Below are 15,190 nucleotides of genomic sequence, written 5' to 3'. Positions count from 1 at the left end.
GTAAATGACGGATCAGAGCGAAATCGAGGCTGTGACTTTCGGTGCAGATCGTGTGCCGCTGGAACATCTTGATTTCTTTGAGATTTCCAACGGGTCCGATGTGCGCGAAGTTATGCTTGCCGTGTTCCGCTCTGATCTCGGCAGCATGCTGAATGCTCGAGAGCCATCTCCACAGGAAGCGGCGTCGATACGCCAAACCGTCTCTCTCATGGTGCAGCTTGCCGCTACGACTGACGCAGGCCTTCCTGACGACTACTTCGTGGAGCTGGCAGACGGACCTGAGGCAGACTACCGGACCATTCCGCCAACGCGGCGGGTGGTCTTTGGCCTCGAAAACGAAAGCTGGCAAACCGCCGATCTGAACCGGATTGAAGTGTCTGAATGACCCGCACACCCTGGCATATCACCCGCACGGACGGCGCCCTGACGCTGTCGCGCCGCCTGCCTGCGCGGTTCGACGTGGCGGCGGTGACGGTGCTGCCCGCGGGCGACCCGCTGCGGCTGGCGCATCAGATCCGTCAGGACATGTGGCGTAAGCTGCAGTCCCTGCGCGGCTTCTCCCCGGTGGTGGAAATCACCGCCGAGGGGCAGGGGGTCAGGGTGCGGGCAGGCGGCCAGGTGATGGGCCGGGTGCCGTCCAATGCCGCGGGGCTTATCGCTGAGATTCTCGAAAATGCGTCCAGCCGGTCCCGCTGGGTCCGCCATGCCCGCCGGAAGACGGCGGCCGCGCTGCGTGATTCCCGGGCAGATGCGAAGGATTCGCACAGATTCGCGGCAAAAATTGACATGAAGAGCGAATCAGCGTCATGATCCGCTCCAGCCGATATCAGACAGCGCGCGCCACTTGCGCAGCGCCTGCAGCTCCGGCCGGAGGAGCCCGGGTGACCGGGGGCCGGGGCTGCGGATATCTGGCGGCCATTCCCTTTGCGCTCTTTGCCCAGGCTGCGCTGGCCGCAGATGCCATTGCCGTGCCTTCGGGCCAGCTCGTGACCCTGGCCGAAGTGCTGCTGGACGACGCGCCCGGCCAGCCGGGCCAGCCGCCGCAACTCTGGGCCCGGTTCCGCTTCCTGGCGCCGCAGATCGCCCGCGGCACCGGCACCGTCAGCTATGAAACCGCCGCCCCCGACATGGACCACCTGTGCGGCACCCTGGCGCTGCCCTATCTGGCCGAACACGGGATGACCGCCGCGCGGGTGGTGATATCGCTGTCCGACCGGGAGCTGCCCTTTGGCGCGCAGGACCCGGAGGCGACCCAGTTCTTCGAGGCCTACCGCCCCGACGGCGCGGCCTGCATGTGGGAGGCTTTCTGATGCATCCACAACATCTTGCGGGGCAACACTTGGATCGGCAAAAACTTGCGGCATTGCAGCCACAGCGCTGCCATTTGCCGCGATTTGCGTGTGACTCGGATGGAAACCCGGCTATCCTCAGCACGGGCAGTTGTTTGACTGCCTTCGTATTGAGGTTGAGGCATGCGGCGGGCGCAGCCCCCGCAGGTTTCACGAAATTTATCAGGAGACAGAAATGTCCAAGAGCATCAAGCTTATCGCCCTGGCCGGCCTGCTGGCCGCTGTTACCGCCTGCGCCCAGCAGGAAGAAGAGTTCGTCGTGGTTGAGCCGCAGCCCGTCTCGCAAGAGCCGGAATTCACCGGCAAGTACAACTAATCCCTACAGGGGTCCGGCCCTGCGGCCGGCCCCCGCCGCCCCGTGGGGTGCCGGACCGGAGGCACCCAAATGCTGAAACACCGCGGGTTCCCGGGCCGTATGCCCGGCACTGATTTCCAATTCACCATCCGCCGTTCCAACCCCAAGGGGGTGACGCCGCTGGTCCGGCGCGAGCGCTTCCGCGACCGCAAGCACGTCGACCGGCGCGTCGACCAGATGTTCATGCAGGCGCTGTGGGAGCATTTCGGCGACCAGCCGTTCGAGCGCGGCAACCTCGATGCGGGCCGCCTTAGCTGGCTGTTCGGCCGCGAGGTGATTCCCGCCGAAGAACCCTTTGATCCCGAAAGCTATGAAGCGCTGCTGGTCATCGACGAAGCAGTTGCGCGCGCCTCGTTCCCGGAGGCCTTCAGCTGATGCAGGCGCCCCGCACGCATACCGTCCCCGCGCCCCCGCAAGGCTGCTTGCGGGGCAGGGGTTTGCGCTGCGGGGCGGCCCGCCGGTCAGACGTCCAGCTGCACCGCCAGCTGGATCCGGTCGCCGTCGTAACGGCTGACGGCCAGCCGGTTCTCCGGTTCCAGCGCTCCGGCACGGGTCCGCAGGTTCGGCCGTCCGGGCGGCCTGTCCGGCTGCGCGGCTGCCCTGGCTCACGCCAGCATCACCCGCGTTACGGATATGTGACGGCGCTGATGCGCACCCGCGGCAGCTGTCCGGCAACCGCCCGTAACGTCGGCGTGAACTTGCACACGGGTCCCGCGAAACAGCGGGAACTTGCCCAAATCCGCGGCGCCGGATTTCGGGGGCTTACAGCAGCCGTCGCGGCGTGCATCGTGAACCTGGCAGCGCAGCCACGCTGCCGTGCCGAGCATCTGTTCCGGCCCCTTCGCCTGAACGGGCAGGTACGCGACCCCATCCGCGGCCTGCCCGTCTTTTATCCCCTTCAGGCAGCGGCGGAAGCTTGCCGTTCTACCCCCCCGATGCGGCAAGCCTCCGCCCAACTGGAGGGCGGCGCATTTGCGCCGTTGCGCAACGCCCTGTTGCCTGCAAATTCCGGCGGGACAATCACGTCCCCGGAAGAAGGAACATGGACATGCGGGCAAAATCTCTTATCGCAGCGCTCTCGCTGTGCGGCCTGGCGGCGGCCTGTGGCGACACCACCGGCGAGCGCGTCGTCTACGGCGCCGGCGCGGGCGCAGCGGGCGCTGCGCTGCTCGACGCCAACCTGGTCACCGGCGCCGCTGTCGGCGTTGCCGCAAACCTCGTTTACTGCGAACAGAACCCCCGCAAATGCTGAGGCTGCTGCCGCAGCTCTGAACAGCCGCCCCTCCGGGGCCGGCCATCCTGTCGCGCTGACGCCGTGCCTGGGCTTGCCCCGGGCGCGGCGTTTTGCATTCCGGAATACCAAGAAACAAGGGACTGCCTATGTTTGATAAGATCCTGATCGCCAACCGGGGCGAGATCGCCTGCCGCGTGATCAAAACCGCGCGGAAAATGGGCATCAAGACCGTTGCCATCTACTCCGACGCCGACAAACAGGCCCTGCATGTGCAGATGGCCGACGAGGCAGTCCACATCGGCCCGCCGCCGGCCAACCAGTCCTATATCGTCATCGACAAGGTGATGGAGGCGATCCGCAAGACCGGCGCCCAGGCGGTGCATCCGGGCTACGGCTTCCTGTCCGAGAACTCCAAATTCGCCGAGGCGCTTGAGGCCGAAGGCGTTGCCTTTGTCGGCCCCCCGAAACGCGCGATCGAGGCGATGGGGGACAAGATCACCTCCAAGAAGATCGCCCAGGAGGCTGGCGTCTCCACCGTGCCCGGCTACATGGGCCTGATTGCCGATGCCGACGAGGCGGTGAAGATCTCCAACGAGATCGGCTACCCGGTGATGATCAAGGCCTCCGCCGGCGGCGGCGGCAAGGGGATGCGGATCGCCTGGAACGACGAAGAGGCCCGCGAAGGCTTCCAGTCCTCCAAGAACGAGGCTGCGAACTCCTTTGGCGATGACCGGATCTTCATCGAGAAGTTCGTCACCCAGCCGCGCCACATCGAAATCCAGGTGCTCTGCGACACCCACGGCAATGGCATCTACCTGGGCGAGCGCGAATGCTCGATCCAGCGCCGTAACCAGAAAGTCGTCGAAGAAGCGCCGTCGCCGTTCCTGGATGAGGAAACCCGCAAGGCGATGGGCGAACAGGCCGTCGCGCTGGCCAAGGCGGTGGGCTATGCCTCCGCCGGCACCGTGGAATTCATCGTCGATGGCGACAAGAACTTCTACTTTCTGGAAATGAACACCCGCCTGCAGGTGGAACACCCGGTCACGGAGCTGATCACCGGCGTCGACCTGGTGGAGCAGATGATCCGCGTCGCCGGCGGCGCGGAACTGCCGCTGCGCCAGGAAGACGTGAAGCTCACCGGCTGGGCGATTGAAAACCGCCTTTATGCCGAAGATCCCTACCGCGGCTTCCTGCCCTCCATCGGCCGTCTGACCCGCTACCGCCCGCCGCAGGAAACCGCTGCCGGCCCGCTGCTGGAAAACGGCAAGTGGCAAGGCGATGCGCCTGCCGGCGCCACCGCGGTGCGCAACGACACCGGCGTCTATGAGGGCGGCGAGATCTCGATGTACTATGACCCGATGATCGCCAAGCTCTGCACCTGGGCGCCGACCCGCGAAGAGGCGATCGACGCGATGCGGATCGCGCTGGACAGCTTCGAGGTGGAGGGCATCGGCCACAACCTGCCGTTCCTGTCGGCGGTGATGGATCACCCGAAATTCATCTCCGGCGACATGACCACCGCCTTCATCGCCGAGGAATATCCGGAGGGCTTCGAGGGCGTGGAGCTGCACAGCGACGACCTGCGCAAGATCGCTGCCGCCTGCGCCGCGATGCACCGGGTTGCCGAAATCCGCCGCACCCGCGTTTCCGGCCGGATGGACAACCACGAGCGCAAGGTCGGCACCGACTGGGTGGTCAGCCTGCAGGGCCAGTCCTTCGAAGTGATGATCGACGCCGACCGCGAGGGCGCAACGGTGAACTTCCAGGGCGGCGGCAGCTACCGTGTCACCTCCGACTGGACCCCGGGCGACCAGCTCGCCACCGTGAAAGTCAACGGCGAGACCCTGGTGCTCAAGACCGGCAAGGTGACCCAGGGCTTCCGCATCCGCTCCCGCGGCGCTGACCTGGCCGTGAAGGTGCGCACCCCGCGCCAGGCGGAGCTGGCCGCGCTGATGCCGGAAAAGGTCGCGCCCGACACCTCCAAACTGCTGCTTTGCCCGATGCCCGGCCTCATTGTGAAGGTCGATGTCGAAGTGGGGCAGGAGGTCCAGGAGGGCCAGAACTTGTGCACCATCGAAGCCATGAAGATGGAAAACATCCTGCGCGCCGAGCGCAAGGGCGTGGTGACCAAGATCAACGCCGCCGCGGGCGACAGCCTGGCGGTCGACGAAGTGATCATGGAATTCGAATAATGCGCTGCGGGGCAGGCACATATGCGCGCGGGCAGGCGGGTTTTCCCGCCCCCGCTGCCGTGCCTGCCCCGGCAAACGGTGCGCCATGCACCGAATCTTCAGGAAATTCTGCGACGCTGAGGCGGTTTGAAGACCTCAAGGTGCCGCATGACCCGTCTCCTGACCTGCCTGTTGACCGCTCTGGCGCTTCTGCCGGGCTGTGCCCTCGACAAGGAGGAGGCCCTGCGCGCCCGGCTGTCGGCCTGGGTGGAATTGGGGGAGACGTTTTTCTTTCAAAGCTCGATGAGCTGCACCGCAGCGGTGTTCCACACCGCGGAGAACCCGCGCATCACCTCGATGGTGGGGCGCGCCCGCTCGCTCAACACCGGCATGACGATGCTGGAGGAGGGCCAGCCGGTGCTGTTCGCCGTGGCCGGCAAATCCCCCAACGCCCTGACGGAGGACATCATGTCCCGCGACCTGCCGCAGGGGCTGGGGGTGCTGAACTCCGGTCTGGCGGGGCTCAGCTGCATGACCGATCTGGTCAAATCGGTGTATTATCAGGCGATCCGCAATCCGGCCTCCAGCTTGGTCTTCGTGCCGGAAACCGGCGCGATGGTGATCCTGGACAAACAGGCAATGGCGCTGATCTACGTCCGCGGCAACGGCTGAGCGGAGCTGCCCGGCAGGCTCAGCCGCCGCGCCGCTCTTCCACTTCGCGCAGCCGCTCCGGGAACTTGTCGATACTGCGGGACAGCTCGCGCACCGTCCAGGGGTGCGGCTTCCTCAGCTTGACGCCGCCGTCCTTGCCCACCAGCACCAGCATGAAACCGCGCGGCCGCAGCTTCTTGCGCAGCGCGGACTTGGCCGCAGGATCGGTATCGGTCAGCACCACCACATCGCGCTCGCGCAGCGCTTCGGCGCCCTGCATCAGCCGCTCGATCTGCTCATGGTACCGCGGGTCCTCGGGGCTGTCGGCGAACACCACCACCGGGCGGCGCGTCCACAGGAATTCCTCCAGCTCCACGTCATACCCGGGCTGGATCAAATCGGATGTGCTGCCATCGGCAGCCACCGACGCCAGCGGAAGAAAACCTGCCAAAACAACGGTTAGGATTGCTCTCATGATCTCTCCTGTCCCGTTGAATATATGCACCGCTCCGGCAAATGCGACCGCGAAGTCAGCGGCCTGGCCAAAAAATATCATCGTTAACGGGATAATGAGGGGTTGCCGGCCATGATTGTGCAATTCCCGACGACCGGGCTGCGGCCTGCGGCCCTCCAGCAGAGGTCCCGTACAACGATGAAAGTCATCCTTCACACCGGCGCGCACCGTTGCGCAACGACATCGTTCCAGGAATACATGCGCCAGAACGCACAGCCGCTGGCCCTCCAGGGCATTGGCTTCTGGGGGCCGTACCGCACCCGCGGCGGGCTGTTCCACGGCATCCAGCCCGGCCCGGCGCCTGTCACCGGCCGCGATCTGGTGCAGCGGGCACGGGGACGGCTGCAGATCCAGATGGCGGCCAGCCGCGACGCAGGCGTGCAGCAGCTGCTGGTCAGCGAGGAAAACATGCTCGGCGCGGTCCGCGCCAACCTGCGCATCGGCGATCTCTACAGCGGCGCGGGGGAGCGTATGGCGCGCTTTGCCGCGGCCTTCGGCGGCGCCGTGACCGATGTCGCGCTCAGCATCCGCAGCCTTGATGCTTACTGGACCTCTGCACTGGCCTATGCGGTGGCGCGCGGCCACAAGATGCCGACGGAGGCCAGCCTGGACCGGCTGGCGCACGCGCCGCGCAGCTGGCGCGACGTGATCACCGACATTGCCTGCGCCATGCCCGGCGTGCGCCTGCACGTGCTGCCGTTCGAAACCTTCGGCGCCCGGCCCGAGGCCGCGCTGGAGGCGCTCACCGGCCTCAAGGCACCGCGCACCCATGCGCGGGTGCGCCTGAACGCGTCGCTCTGCCTGCAGGACCTGCGCGCCAGCCTTCCGTCCTTCGCGGCGGCTCAGCTGCCGGAGGGGACAGGCCGCTGGCGCCCCTTCACAGACGCGCAGACCGCATATCTGCGCGAGGCTTACGCCGACGACTTGATGTGGCTTGCGGGCGGGGCTGACGGCCTCGCAGCGCTGGCGCACGACCCGGATAAACAGGCGGCGGGCACGAACCCGCCCCGTATCGCACTGACAAGAGGAAGACCTGATGACAAACAAAGACGAATGGCGGGCTCTGGCTGAGAAAGAGCTGCGCGGACGGGCTGTTGACGACCTCAACTGGCAGACGCTGGAAGGCATCGAGGTCAAGCCGCTCTATACCGAAGACGACACCAGGGATCTGCCCCACATGGGCACGCTCCCCGGGTTCGGCCCCTTCACCCGCGGGGTGAAGGCCACCATGTACGCAGGCCGCCCCTGGACCATCCGCCAGTACGCGGGCTTCTCCACGGCGGAGGAATCCAACGCGTTTTACCGCCGCAACCTGGCCGCGGGCCAGCAGGGGGTCTCGGTCGCCTTCGACCTCGCCACCCACCGCGGCTATGACAGCGACCACCCGCGCGTGGTCGGCGATGTCGGCAAGGCCGGCGTTGCGATTGACAGCGTCGAGGACATGAAGATCCTGTTCGACGGCATCCCGCTCGACAAGGTCTCCGTCTCGATGACCATGAACGGCGCGGTGATCCCGGTGCTGGCGTCCTTCATCGTCGCCGGTGAGGAGCAGGGCCACGACAAATCCCTGCTGGCGGGCACCATCCAGAACGACATCCTGAAGGAGTTCATGGTCCGCAACACCTACATCTATCCGCCCAAGCCCTCGATGCGGATCATCTCGGACATCATCGAATACACCTCGAACGAGATGCCCAAGTTCAACTCCATCTCGATCTCCGGCTACCACATGCAGGAGGCCGGCGCGAACCTGGTGCAGGAACTGGCCTATACCATCGCGGACGGGCGTGAATACGTGCGCGCGGCGCTGGACGCGGGCATGGACGTGGACAAATTCGCAGGGCGGCTCTCGTTCTTCTTTGCGATCGGCATGAACTTCTTCATGGAAATCGCCAAGCTGCGCGCGGCCCGCACCCTGTGGCACCGGGTGATGACCGAGTTCGGCGCCAAGTCCGAACGCTCCAAGATGCTGCGCACCCACTGCCAGACCTCGGGCGTCTCCTTGCAGGAGCAGGACCCCTACAACAACGTGATCCGCACCGCCTATGAGGCGATGTCGGCGGTTCTCGGCGGCACCCAGTCGCTGCACACCAACGCGCTGGATGAGGCCATCGCGCTGCCCACCGATTTCTCCGCCCGCATCGCCCGCAACACCCAGCTGGTGCTGCAGGAGGAAACCGGCGTCACCAACGTGGTCGACCCGCTGGCCGGCTCCTACTACGTCGAAAGCCTGACGGCTGAGCTGGTGGAGAAGGCCTGGGCGCTGATGGAAGAGGTCGAGGAGATGGGCGGCATGACCAAGGCCGTCGAGAGCGGCATGCCCAAGCTGCGCATCGAGGAATCGGCCGCCCGCCGCCAGGCGATGATCGACCGCGGCGAAGAGGTTGTCGTCGGCGTCAACAAGTACCGCAAGGACAAGGAAGACCCGATCGACATTCTCGACGTCGACAACGTCAAGGTCCGCGAGTCGCAGATTGCCCGCCTTGAGGCCATGCGCAAGACCCGCGACGAGGCCGCCTGCCAGGCTGCTTTGGACGAACTCACCCGCCGCGCCAGGGAAGGCAGCGGCAACCTCCTGGAAGCCGCAGTCGAAGCCGCCCGCGCGCGGGCCTCAGTCGGAGAGATCTCCATGGCAATGGAAAAGGAATTCGGCCGCCACCGCGCCGAAGTGAAGACCCTGGCCGGCGTCTATGGCGCGGCCTATGAGGGCGACGAAGGCTTTGCCGCGATCCAGAAATCGATCGAGGACTTCGCCGAGGAAGAAGGCCGCCGCCCGCGCCTCTTGGTGGTCAAGATGGGCCAGGACGGCCACGACCGCGGCGCCAAGGTGATCGCCACCGCCTTCGCCGACATCGGTTTTGACGTCGATGTGGGCCCGCTGTTCCAGACCCCAGAGGAAGCCGCCCAGGACGCCATCGACAATGACGTGCATGTGGTTGGCATCTCCTCCCAGGCCGCGGGCCACAAGACGCTGGCACCCCAGCTGGTCGAGGCGCTGAAGGCTGAAGGCGCAGGCGACATCATCGTGATCTGCGGCGGCGTGATCCCGCAGCAGGATTACGAGTTCCTGTATTCCAAGGGCGTCAAGGCGATCTTCGGCCCCGGCACCAACATCCCGGAAGCCGCCCAGGACATCCTGCGACTGATCCGCGAAGCGCGCCCTTAAGCAAACGAGGGCCTTGCGGGGAAGGGAGGCTCTCCCGCTCCCGCAGGGACCCGCCCTTCGGGCCGCCCCCCTTGGCGGCTTTGGGTCCGGCAGCCCGCCCCGATGGGGCGGGCTGCCTGCATCGCACGCCGGATGGCGTGCGATGCCGCGCCCAACGGGCGCGGATGTGCCAAAGGCACAAGCCGCCGCCGGGCGGGAGATCCTGTTTTTCAGAGGCTTGATGCTGCCAGCCGCAGCTTTTCGCCGGGGCGGCGGCGCCATGGCTTGGCAAATCTGTGCGGCGGTGGTTGAGTGGCGCCATGCTGCGCTCCAAACGCCCTCAGATCCTCACCGGCATGGCCCTCGGCGCCCTCTGGGGCGTGCTGGTCACCGGCCTGCCGCAATGGCTGGGCCTGCCCTATATCCCGGCCCCCATCGCCTTGCCCGGCGCCTTCCTTGCACCCGGTCTGGTGCTGGCGCTGCTCATCGGCCGACTGGCGCAGCGGCGGTTCTTCGACGATGCCATTATCGACGGCGATCCCTTCACCCCCGGCTCCGCAGCGGAAATCGACGAGCGGGTGCTGGCCAACACCGTCGAGCAGCTGGTGCTGGCGCTGGTCCTCTGGCCCTTTGCCGCCGTCACCCTGGGCGGCGCGGTTGCCATCGCCCTTGGCCTGTCCTTTGCGCTGATGCGGGTTCTGTTCTGGGCGGGCTACCACCTGTCGCCGCCGCTGCGGGGGCTGGGCTTTGCCGGGACGTTTTACCCGACGGTGATTGCCGGGATCTGGGCGCTGGCGGTCTGGGTTTAGAACGGATCTTTTTTTAAGAGACCAAATAGGCTGGCAACTATTGACCGCTGAACAAATTCACCTGCAGCCAGGCGCGCCTTCAGCTTGTGGTCAAAACCAACAACCCTTTTGTTGATCTTCTTCCACGTTGAGCCGGCATTGCGAGGGAAACCGCCTCTATACATCGGGTATGGCCCCCAATTTCCCCAGGCCATGAGCTCGCAAAACAGCCGTGTCATTTCTTCCTGTTCCTGCCAGCTCCTGAATTTACGCGCAGACGGAATGGTGTGAATACGTTCATCCCTTTCACCGGTGTGCTCAATCCATTTTGCATCTCTGCCTATCCACTTGATAGCATAATCAACATCCGGGTTTTCTTCCCGCAGTCTATCATGAACATCGCAATGCCTGCGGAGTGAAGGAGCGGGATTGGAAAAGACCATTGACGTTCCATAGTAATGCATCAAATAGGCGTCATCGTGGTCGGCGGTCACCGGAACAAAAATGATGCAGATTTCCGGGTTGCTGGTACGGATTGTCGGAGCCACCGGCGGCGAACCAGATTTCTCGTAATCCATCCAGAACTCCAGCCCATCGCTGGTTTTGTAGATCATTGCGTCCTGGGGCGGTCTCGGCCTGTTCACTTAATATGTCCCAACAAAGTTTGGCTACACTTAATCCGTCTCTTCGGCCGATTGGAAGCCTTAGCCATCCCGGTAAGCCGCAAGTCCCGCCTTGCACCCCGCCGCAGCGCCGCTAGTCTCACGCGCAAAAGGGGAGGGCGCATATGATACTCGATCACCTGGCCGTGGCCGGCGCAACGCTGGAAGAGGCCGTTGCCCATACCGAAGAAGCCCTCGGCATTCCCCTCGGCCCCGGCGGCTCCCACGCCCGTTATGGCACCCATAACCGCCTGACCGGGCTGGAGGATGGCCTCTATCTGGAGGCCATCGCCATCGACCCGGACGCCCGGCCGCAGGAGCAGCCGCGCTGGTTCAACCTCGACCGCTTCACCGGCCCGGCGCGGCTCAGCAACTGGATCCTGCGCAGCGAGGACCTGGAAGCGGAAAAACCCCTGCTGCCGCCCCATGCGCAGCGGCACGTGGCGATGCAGCGCGGGGACCTCAGCTGGCTGATGACGGTGCCTGCGGACGGCCTCTTGCCCTTTGACAACCTCTTCCCCGCGGTCCTTGAATGGCAGGCAGAGCCGCCCGCCGCCAGGCTGCCGCAATCCCGCTGCCGCCTGCGCCGCCTGATTCTCAGCCACCCGGAGGCCGCAGCGCTACAGGCGGCGCTGGACCGCATCCTCAGCGACCCGCGCGTCAAGGTGGAGCCGGGCGCGCCGGCGATGATGGCGGAGTTTGATACGCCGCACGGGCCAAGGCAGCTCAGATGATCATCCGCCCCGCTACAGCAGCAGACGCCGACGCGGTCTGTGCCATCGCCAACTGGGTGATCCGCGACACGCTGGCGACCTTCAACACAGTTGAGAAGACCCCGGAGCAGGTGCGCGGCCAGATCGCCGCCAGCAACGGCGCCTATCTGGTGGCGGAGCAGGACGGCAGCATCCTCGGACACGCGCATTATTTCCCGTTCCGCTCCGGCCCCGGCTACCGCTTCACGGCTGAGCACACCATCCACCTGCTGCCCGCAGCACAGGGGCAGGGGGCAGGGCGGGCGCTGATGCAGGCGCTTGAAGCCAGGGCAAGGGAAGCGGGCCTGCACGTTCTGATCGCCAGCGTCAGCAGCGCCAACCCCGGCGCCATCGCCTTTCACGCCGCCCTGGGATACGTTGAAACCGCCCGGATGCCGGAGCTCGGCTGCAAGAACGGCCTCTGGCTCGACACTGTTTTCATGCAGAAAATCCTGACGCCGGGCATTCCCGCCCCTGACAGTGCCGTCAATCCCGGATAGGCTCGACCCATGTCACTTTGGACCCGCATATCCGACGCGCTCTCCGCGCTTGCCGCAGGCGAAGGCCTCAGCGAAGTCTTCGACCGCCTGCGCGCCCCGCCCGAGCGCACCGTCGCCTTTGCCATTGCCGTCATTGCGCTTGGCGCCAAGATGGCCAAGGCCGACGGCCAGGTCACGCGGGATGAGGTCACCGCCTTCCGCGAGGTGTTCCAGATCGCCCAGGACGACGAAACCGGCGCGGCGCGGGTGTTCAACATGGCGCGCACCGATGTGGCCGGCTACCAGGAATACGCCCGCCGCATCCAGAAGATGTTTGCCGACGACCCGACCACGCTCAGCGATCTGATGGAGGGGCTGTTTCACATCGCCATGGCCGACGGCTTCTACCACCCCGGCGAGAATGAGTTCCTGGAGGAGGTGAGCCGCATCTTCGGCCAGTCCCCGCAGCAGTTCCAGGCGCTGCGGGCCCGGTTCGTGCCGGATGCGCCCAAGGATCCCTACACGGTGCTGGGCGTCAGCCCGGAGATGAGCAAGGAAGACATCCGCAAGCATTGGCGCCAGCTGGTGCGCGACACCCACCCGGATGCGATGATCGCCCGCGGCGTGCCGGAAGAAGCGGTGCGGCTGGCGGAAAAGCGGATGAGCGACATCAACCGCGCCTGGGATGAAATCAGCGGGTGCGGCGGCAATGCGGCTGGCCACGTATAATATCGAATGGTTCGCCTATCTGTTCGACAAGAACGACCGGCTGGTGCTGGATGGAAAGCCGTCGGGCGTTTACGGCGTGGACCGCTATACCCAGGGGCGCGCGATTGCCCATGTGCTGCGCCGCCTGGACGCCGATGCCGTCATGGTGATCGAGGCCCCCAACACTGGCCGCACCCAGCGCACCACCCGCGCGCTGGAGGCCTTTGCGGCGGAGGCGGGCCTGCGCGCCTGCGAGGCGGTCAGCGGCTTTCCCAATGACACCCACCAGGAGATCGCGCTGCTCTATGATCCCGAAGTGCTGGCGGCAGAGCATGACGCCCGCGCCAGCGCCGCCGCGCCGCAGTTCGACGGCCTGTTCGAGATCGACCTCGACGTGGACGACCATCTGGACACGGTCGCGTTCTCCAAACCGCCGCTGGAGCTGGCCGTCACCACCCGCGGCGGCACCCGGCTGCGGATGATCGGCGCGCATCTGAAGTCCAAGGCGCCGCACGGGGCCAGCGCGCCGGAGGAGATCACCGCGCTGACCATCGCCAACCAGCGCAAGCAGCTGGCGCAGGCCAGATGGCTGCACCTGCGGGTGGCGGACCATGTGGCGGCGGGCGAGCATGTGATCGTGCTGGGCGATCTGAACGACGGCCCCGGCGCCGACGGCTATGAGAAGGATTTCGGCCAGTCCTCGATCGAGATCGTGCTGGGCGATCTGCTGAACGACCCCCACGCGCAATCCCTGCTGCAGCCGCGCGCCACCTCGCTGCCCAGCACCTCGCGGTTCTACAACCCTGACACCAAACGCTATTTCCCGGCGCTGCTGGACTATGTGATGATCTCGCACAGCCTGATGCGCTTTGACCCGCAGTGGCGGATCTGGCACCCGTTCGAGGACGCCGAATGCTACGCCGACGAGGAACTGCGCGAGGCGCTGCTCAACGCCTCCGACCACTTCCCGGTAACGCTGGATATCGCGCTGGAGTGAGGGCGGGGGGCTGCGGGCCGGTTGGCGGGGAGGGGCGGTGAGTTTGGGAAGCCTGGTGCAGTGAAAGGGGGCTTTGAGCCCAGAGTCACCGATGCTGTGCGTTGCATGAGCGACTACAATCTGACCAAATGGGTTATTGGCTAGAAAGAATACAACTCTCAAAGTGCGCATCATGAAACAATTCGAACCCATAATTCACCTGAAACACACGCGATGAAGGGCAGAGAGCTAAACGCCCCCTGCTGGTGCGGCTCAGGCAAGAAATTTAAGAAGTGCCACCTCGGCCGAGACATTCAACTCAAGGGGAACCCTTGGGATGCTGTAAACACGAATCGAAAAGCCTTTTCCCAAAAGAAATGCTGTGCGCGCGATGTGGGTATGGGTGACTGTGACGGTGGCATAATCAAAGCTCATACCGTCTCGCGCGGCCCTAACCTGACCAAGATCGCGAAAGATGGCCACGTGCTGCAATATGTTGCGAGCATTTCGGACATGAACAAGAACGGCGGAAAGCTATCTGTGAAGAAGATCGGCGTCAAAGATGCGTCGGTGTTCCACGGTTTTTGCGGCAAACATGATCGAGAGCTTTTCTCCTGTATCGAGAACGAAGCATTTACGGGACGACCAGATCAGTGCCTTGCGGTGGCCTATCGCACGATGAGCCGAGAACTCTATGGGAAGGATGCTGGAGCGCATTTGCGAGAAACGTTGCGGGATGCCGACAAGGGCTTGAAACCTTTCGAGCAAATCATGCTACAGCAAATGCTGGACGAGATAGACAAAGGGAATGAAGCTGCGCGACGCGAACTAAAGGCTACACATGATGCCTTGACCACTGCACTGGTGGATGCCCGCCCCAATATACTTAGTTCGCTTGTCTTTAAATTTGCGGCACCTTTGCCGTTCATGTTTGCAGGCGCTTGGTCGCCCTTTACCGACTTGAACGGCGGAGAGCTTCAGAAAGGGTATGTGGACGAACTTCTTGAACAGATTATCGTTTCTTCGTTTGCAGGTGTCTCCAGCGCAATGATTTGTGTTTCTTGGCGAAACATCACTGATGCGCCGGGGTATGTCATCGCCGAGCAGCTTTTGGCACTGCCGGATGATCAACGAGCTTCAGCGTGTCTTCAGTTTGTGATGAAGCATGTGGAGAACGTATTTTTCGATCCCGATTGGTTCCAAGGTTTGGATGGCAAACAGAAAGAGCGGCTCAACCAACTTGCATCCGACGGTCTCGACGTGATGGGCAGTGTCCCATCAATGCCTGTTCACTTCGATGTAGATTTTCCACTGCCTGCGTCAGCAGGATCGTTTCAAGTCTGACCACGACCTAGCGTTTCGCCTTAGCGATTTTGCGGTTTGCGGCCATTGGCGCAGCCGCGGCG

General features: G+C 64.5%; 18 protein-coding genes and 1 pseudogene. 17 read left to right on the top strand and 2 right to left on the bottom strand.

The genetic code is table 11. From position 1 onward, the window contains the following. Positions 1-4 precede the first annotated feature (4 nt). The 8 genes from DAEP_RS0107930 (at position 5) to DAEP_RS0107895 (ending at position 5,781) form a co-directional block, all read left to right on the top strand. Entirely contained in the window at positions 5-385 is a 381-nt protein-coding gene (locus tag DAEP_RS0107930) for a hypothetical protein (protein WP_027244286.1), read from the top strand. After that, a complete protein-coding gene (locus DAEP_RS0107925; RefSeq protein WP_027244285.1) occupies positions 382-810 on the top strand; it encodes a hypothetical protein in 429 nt (142 codons plus the stop codon). The genes DAEP_RS0107930 and DAEP_RS0107925 overlap by 4 nt, the downstream gene beginning before the upstream one ends. Then, the gene (locus DAEP_RS0107920; RefSeq protein WP_027244284.1) at positions 807-1,310 is read left to right on the top strand and encodes a DUF6497 family protein; all 504 of its coding nucleotides are present in this window, start codon (positions 807-809) and stop codon (positions 1,308-1,310) included. The genes DAEP_RS0107925 and DAEP_RS0107920 overlap by 4 nt, the downstream gene beginning before the upstream one ends. 214 nt (positions 1,311-1,524) lie before the next feature. Continuing rightward, a complete protein-coding gene (locus tag DAEP_RS24200) occupies positions 1,525-1,665 on the top strand; it encodes a hypothetical protein (protein WP_008556504.1) in 141 nt (46 codons plus the stop codon). Between the two features lie 69 nt (positions 1,666-1,734). Next, positions 1,735-2,079 carry a hypothetical protein gene (locus tag DAEP_RS0107910; protein ID WP_008555750.1) on the top strand — a complete coding sequence of 115 codons (345 nt, stop codon included), beginning with the start codon at positions 1,735-1,737 and terminating at the stop codon, positions 2,077-2,079. A gap of 673 nt (positions 2,080-2,752) precedes the next feature. Continuing rightward, positions 2,753-2,956, top strand: a complete 204-nt coding sequence (locus tag DAEP_RS0107905) for a hypothetical protein (protein WP_008555836.1) — start codon at positions 2,753-2,755, stop codon at positions 2,954-2,956. A 128-nt stretch (positions 2,957-3,084) separates the two neighbouring features. Then, on the top strand, positions 3,085-5,130 hold the full coding sequence (locus DAEP_RS0107900; protein ID WP_027244283.1) for an acetyl-CoA carboxylase biotin carboxylase subunit: 2,046 nt from the start codon (positions 3,085-3,087) through the stop codon (positions 5,128-5,130). Positions 5,131-5,277: 147 nt separating this feature from the next. After that, a complete protein-coding gene (locus DAEP_RS0107895; protein WP_027244282.1) occupies positions 5,278-5,781 on the top strand; it encodes a hypothetical protein in 504 nt (167 codons plus the stop codon). A 19-nt stretch (positions 5,782-5,800) separates the two neighbouring features. Here DAEP_RS0107895 and DAEP_RS0107890 read toward each other — a convergent pair whose 3' ends face one another. Further along, positions 5,801-6,235, bottom strand: a complete 435-nt coding sequence (locus tag DAEP_RS0107890) for a DUF4174 domain-containing protein (RefSeq protein WP_008556592.1) — start codon at positions 6,233-6,235, stop codon at positions 5,801-5,803. 177 nt (positions 6,236-6,412) lie between these two features. On the opposite strand from DAEP_RS0107890, the gene DAEP_RS0107885 reads away from it, so the two are divergent. The 3 genes from DAEP_RS0107885 to DAEP_RS0107875 all read left to right on the top strand — a co-directional run bounded on the left by DAEP_RS0107885 (position 6,413) and on the right by DAEP_RS0107875 (position 10,228). Beyond that, positions 6,413-7,345 carry a hypothetical protein gene (locus tag DAEP_RS0107885; RefSeq protein WP_027244281.1) on the top strand — a complete coding sequence of 311 codons (933 nt, stop codon included), beginning with the start codon at positions 6,413-6,415 and terminating at the stop codon, positions 7,343-7,345. Continuing rightward, on the top strand, positions 7,311-9,440 hold the full coding sequence (gene scpA, locus DAEP_RS0107880; RefSeq protein ID WP_027244280.1) for a methylmalonyl-CoA mutase: 2,130 nt from the start codon (positions 7,311-7,313) through the stop codon (positions 9,438-9,440). The genes DAEP_RS0107885 and scpA overlap by 35 nt, the downstream gene beginning before the upstream one ends. Before the next feature lie 299 nt (positions 9,441-9,739). Continuing rightward, entirely contained in the window at positions 9,740-10,228 is a 489-nt protein-coding gene (locus DAEP_RS0107875) for an MAPEG family protein (RefSeq protein WP_027244279.1), read from the top strand. Here the strand turns inward: DAEP_RS0107875 and DAEP_RS0107870 are convergent. Further along, positions 10,225-10,821 carry a hypothetical protein gene (locus tag DAEP_RS0107870; protein ID WP_027244278.1) on the bottom strand — a complete coding sequence of 199 codons (597 nt, stop codon included), beginning with the start codon at positions 10,819-10,821 and terminating at the stop codon, positions 10,225-10,227. The genes DAEP_RS0107875 and DAEP_RS0107870 overlap by 4 nt on opposite strands. 173 nt (positions 10,822-10,994) lie before the next feature. Between DAEP_RS0107870 and DAEP_RS0107865 the strand changes: the two genes are divergently transcribed. The 6 genes and pseudogenes from DAEP_RS0107865 to DAEP_RS0107845 all read left to right on the top strand — a co-directional run bounded on the left by DAEP_RS0107865 (position 10,995) and on the right by DAEP_RS0107845 (position 15,128). Next, on the top strand, positions 10,995-11,603 hold the full coding sequence (locus tag DAEP_RS0107865; RefSeq protein ID WP_027244277.1) for a VOC family protein: 609 nt from the start codon (positions 10,995-10,997) through the stop codon (positions 11,601-11,603). After that, the gene (locus tag DAEP_RS0107860) at positions 11,600-12,121 is read left to right on the top strand and encodes a GNAT family N-acetyltransferase (protein ID WP_027244276.1); all 522 of its coding nucleotides are present in this window, start codon (positions 11,600-11,602) and stop codon (positions 12,119-12,121) included. Before DAEP_RS0107865 ends, DAEP_RS0107860 begins: the two co-directional genes overlap by 4 nt. Before the next feature lie 9 nt (positions 12,122-12,130). After that, positions 12,131-12,829 (top strand): molecular chaperone DjiA, encoded by a 699-nt coding sequence (locus DAEP_RS0107855; protein ID WP_008556201.1) that lies wholly within the window; start codon positions 12,131-12,133, stop codon positions 12,827-12,829. Further along, entirely contained in the window at positions 12,810-13,805 is a 996-nt protein-coding gene (locus DAEP_RS0107850; RefSeq protein WP_008554736.1) for an endonuclease/exonuclease/phosphatase family protein, read from the top strand. Before DAEP_RS0107855 ends, DAEP_RS0107850 begins: the two co-directional genes overlap by 20 nt. Before the next feature lie 213 nt (positions 13,806-14,018). Further along, a pseudogene (locus DAEP_RS24540) lies at positions 14,019-14,087 on the top strand (SEC-C metal-binding domain-containing protein); the annotation flags it as partial. A gap of 96 nt (positions 14,088-14,183) precedes the next feature. Further along, positions 14,184-15,128: a hypothetical protein gene (locus DAEP_RS0107845; protein ID WP_245595068.1), complete on the top strand. Its 945-nt coding sequence runs from the start codon at positions 14,184-14,186 to the stop codon at positions 15,126-15,128. Positions 15,129-15,190 lie beyond the last annotated feature (62 nt).

It is taken from the genome of Leisingera daeponensis DSM 23529 (assembly GCF_000473145.1).
In the GTDB taxonomy this organism is placed as follows: domain Bacteria; phylum Pseudomonadota; class Alphaproteobacteria; order Rhodobacterales; family Rhodobacteraceae; genus Leisingera; species Leisingera daeponensis.
This window is presented reverse-complemented; position numbering and strand designations above follow the sequence as displayed.

What these genes read in the sequence shown, in the direction of transcription:
- DAEP_RS0107930 (WP_027244286.1), top strand. Translation starts at nt 5, where the DNA reads ATGACGGATCAGAGCGAAATCGAGGCTGTGACTTTCGGTGCAGATCGT.
- DAEP_RS0107925 (WP_027244285.1), top strand. Translation starts at nt 382, where the DNA reads ATGACCCGCACACCCTGGCATATCACCCGCACGGACGGCGCCCTGACG.
- DAEP_RS0107920 (WP_027244284.1), top strand. Translation starts at nt 807, where the DNA reads ATGATCCGCTCCAGCCGATATCAGACAGCGCGCGCCACTTGCGCAGCG.
- DAEP_RS24200 (WP_008556504.1), top strand. Translation starts at nt 1,525, where the DNA reads ATGTCCAAGAGCATCAAGCTTATCGCCCTGGCCGGCCTGCTGGCCGCT.
- DAEP_RS0107910 (WP_008555750.1), top strand. Translation starts at nt 1,735, where the DNA reads ATGCTGAAACACCGCGGGTTCCCGGGCCGTATGCCCGGCACTGATTTC.
- DAEP_RS0107905 (WP_008555836.1), top strand. Translation starts at nt 2,753, where the DNA reads ATGCGGGCAAAATCTCTTATCGCAGCGCTCTCGCTGTGCGGCCTGGCG.
- DAEP_RS0107900 (WP_027244283.1), top strand. Translation starts at nt 3,085, where the DNA reads ATGTTTGATAAGATCCTGATCGCCAACCGGGGCGAGATCGCCTGCCGC.
- DAEP_RS0107895 (WP_027244282.1), top strand. Translation starts at nt 5,278, where the DNA reads ATGACCCGTCTCCTGACCTGCCTGTTGACCGCTCTGGCGCTTCTGCCG.
- DAEP_RS0107890 (WP_008556592.1), bottom strand. Translation starts at nt 6,235, where the DNA reads ATGAGAGCAATCCTAACCGTTGTTTTGGCAGGTTTTCTTCCGCTGGCG.
- DAEP_RS0107885 (WP_027244281.1), top strand. Translation starts at nt 6,413, where the DNA reads ATGAAAGTCATCCTTCACACCGGCGCGCACCGTTGCGCAACGACATCG.
- scpA (WP_027244280.1), top strand. Translation starts at nt 7,311, where the DNA reads ATGACAAACAAAGACGAATGGCGGGCTCTGGCTGAGAAAGAGCTGCGC.
- DAEP_RS0107875 (WP_027244279.1), top strand. Translation starts at nt 9,740, where the DNA reads ATGCTGCGCTCCAAACGCCCTCAGATCCTCACCGGCATGGCCCTCGGC.
- DAEP_RS0107870 (WP_027244278.1), bottom strand. Translation starts at nt 10,821, where the DNA reads ATGATCTACAAAACCAGCGATGGGCTGGAGTTCTGGATGGATTACGAG.
- DAEP_RS0107865 (WP_027244277.1), top strand. Translation starts at nt 10,995, where the DNA reads ATGATACTCGATCACCTGGCCGTGGCCGGCGCAACGCTGGAAGAGGCC.
- DAEP_RS0107860 (WP_027244276.1), top strand. Translation starts at nt 11,600, where the DNA reads ATGATCATCCGCCCCGCTACAGCAGCAGACGCCGACGCGGTCTGTGCC.
- DAEP_RS0107855 (WP_008556201.1), top strand. Translation starts at nt 12,131, where the DNA reads ATGTCACTTTGGACCCGCATATCCGACGCGCTCTCCGCGCTTGCCGCA.
- DAEP_RS0107850 (WP_008554736.1), top strand. Translation starts at nt 12,810, where the DNA reads ATGCGGCTGGCCACGTATAATATCGAATGGTTCGCCTATCTGTTCGAC.
- DAEP_RS0107845 (WP_245595068.1), top strand. Translation starts at nt 14,184, where the DNA reads ATGGGTGACTGTGACGGTGGCATAATCAAAGCTCATACCGTCTCGCGC.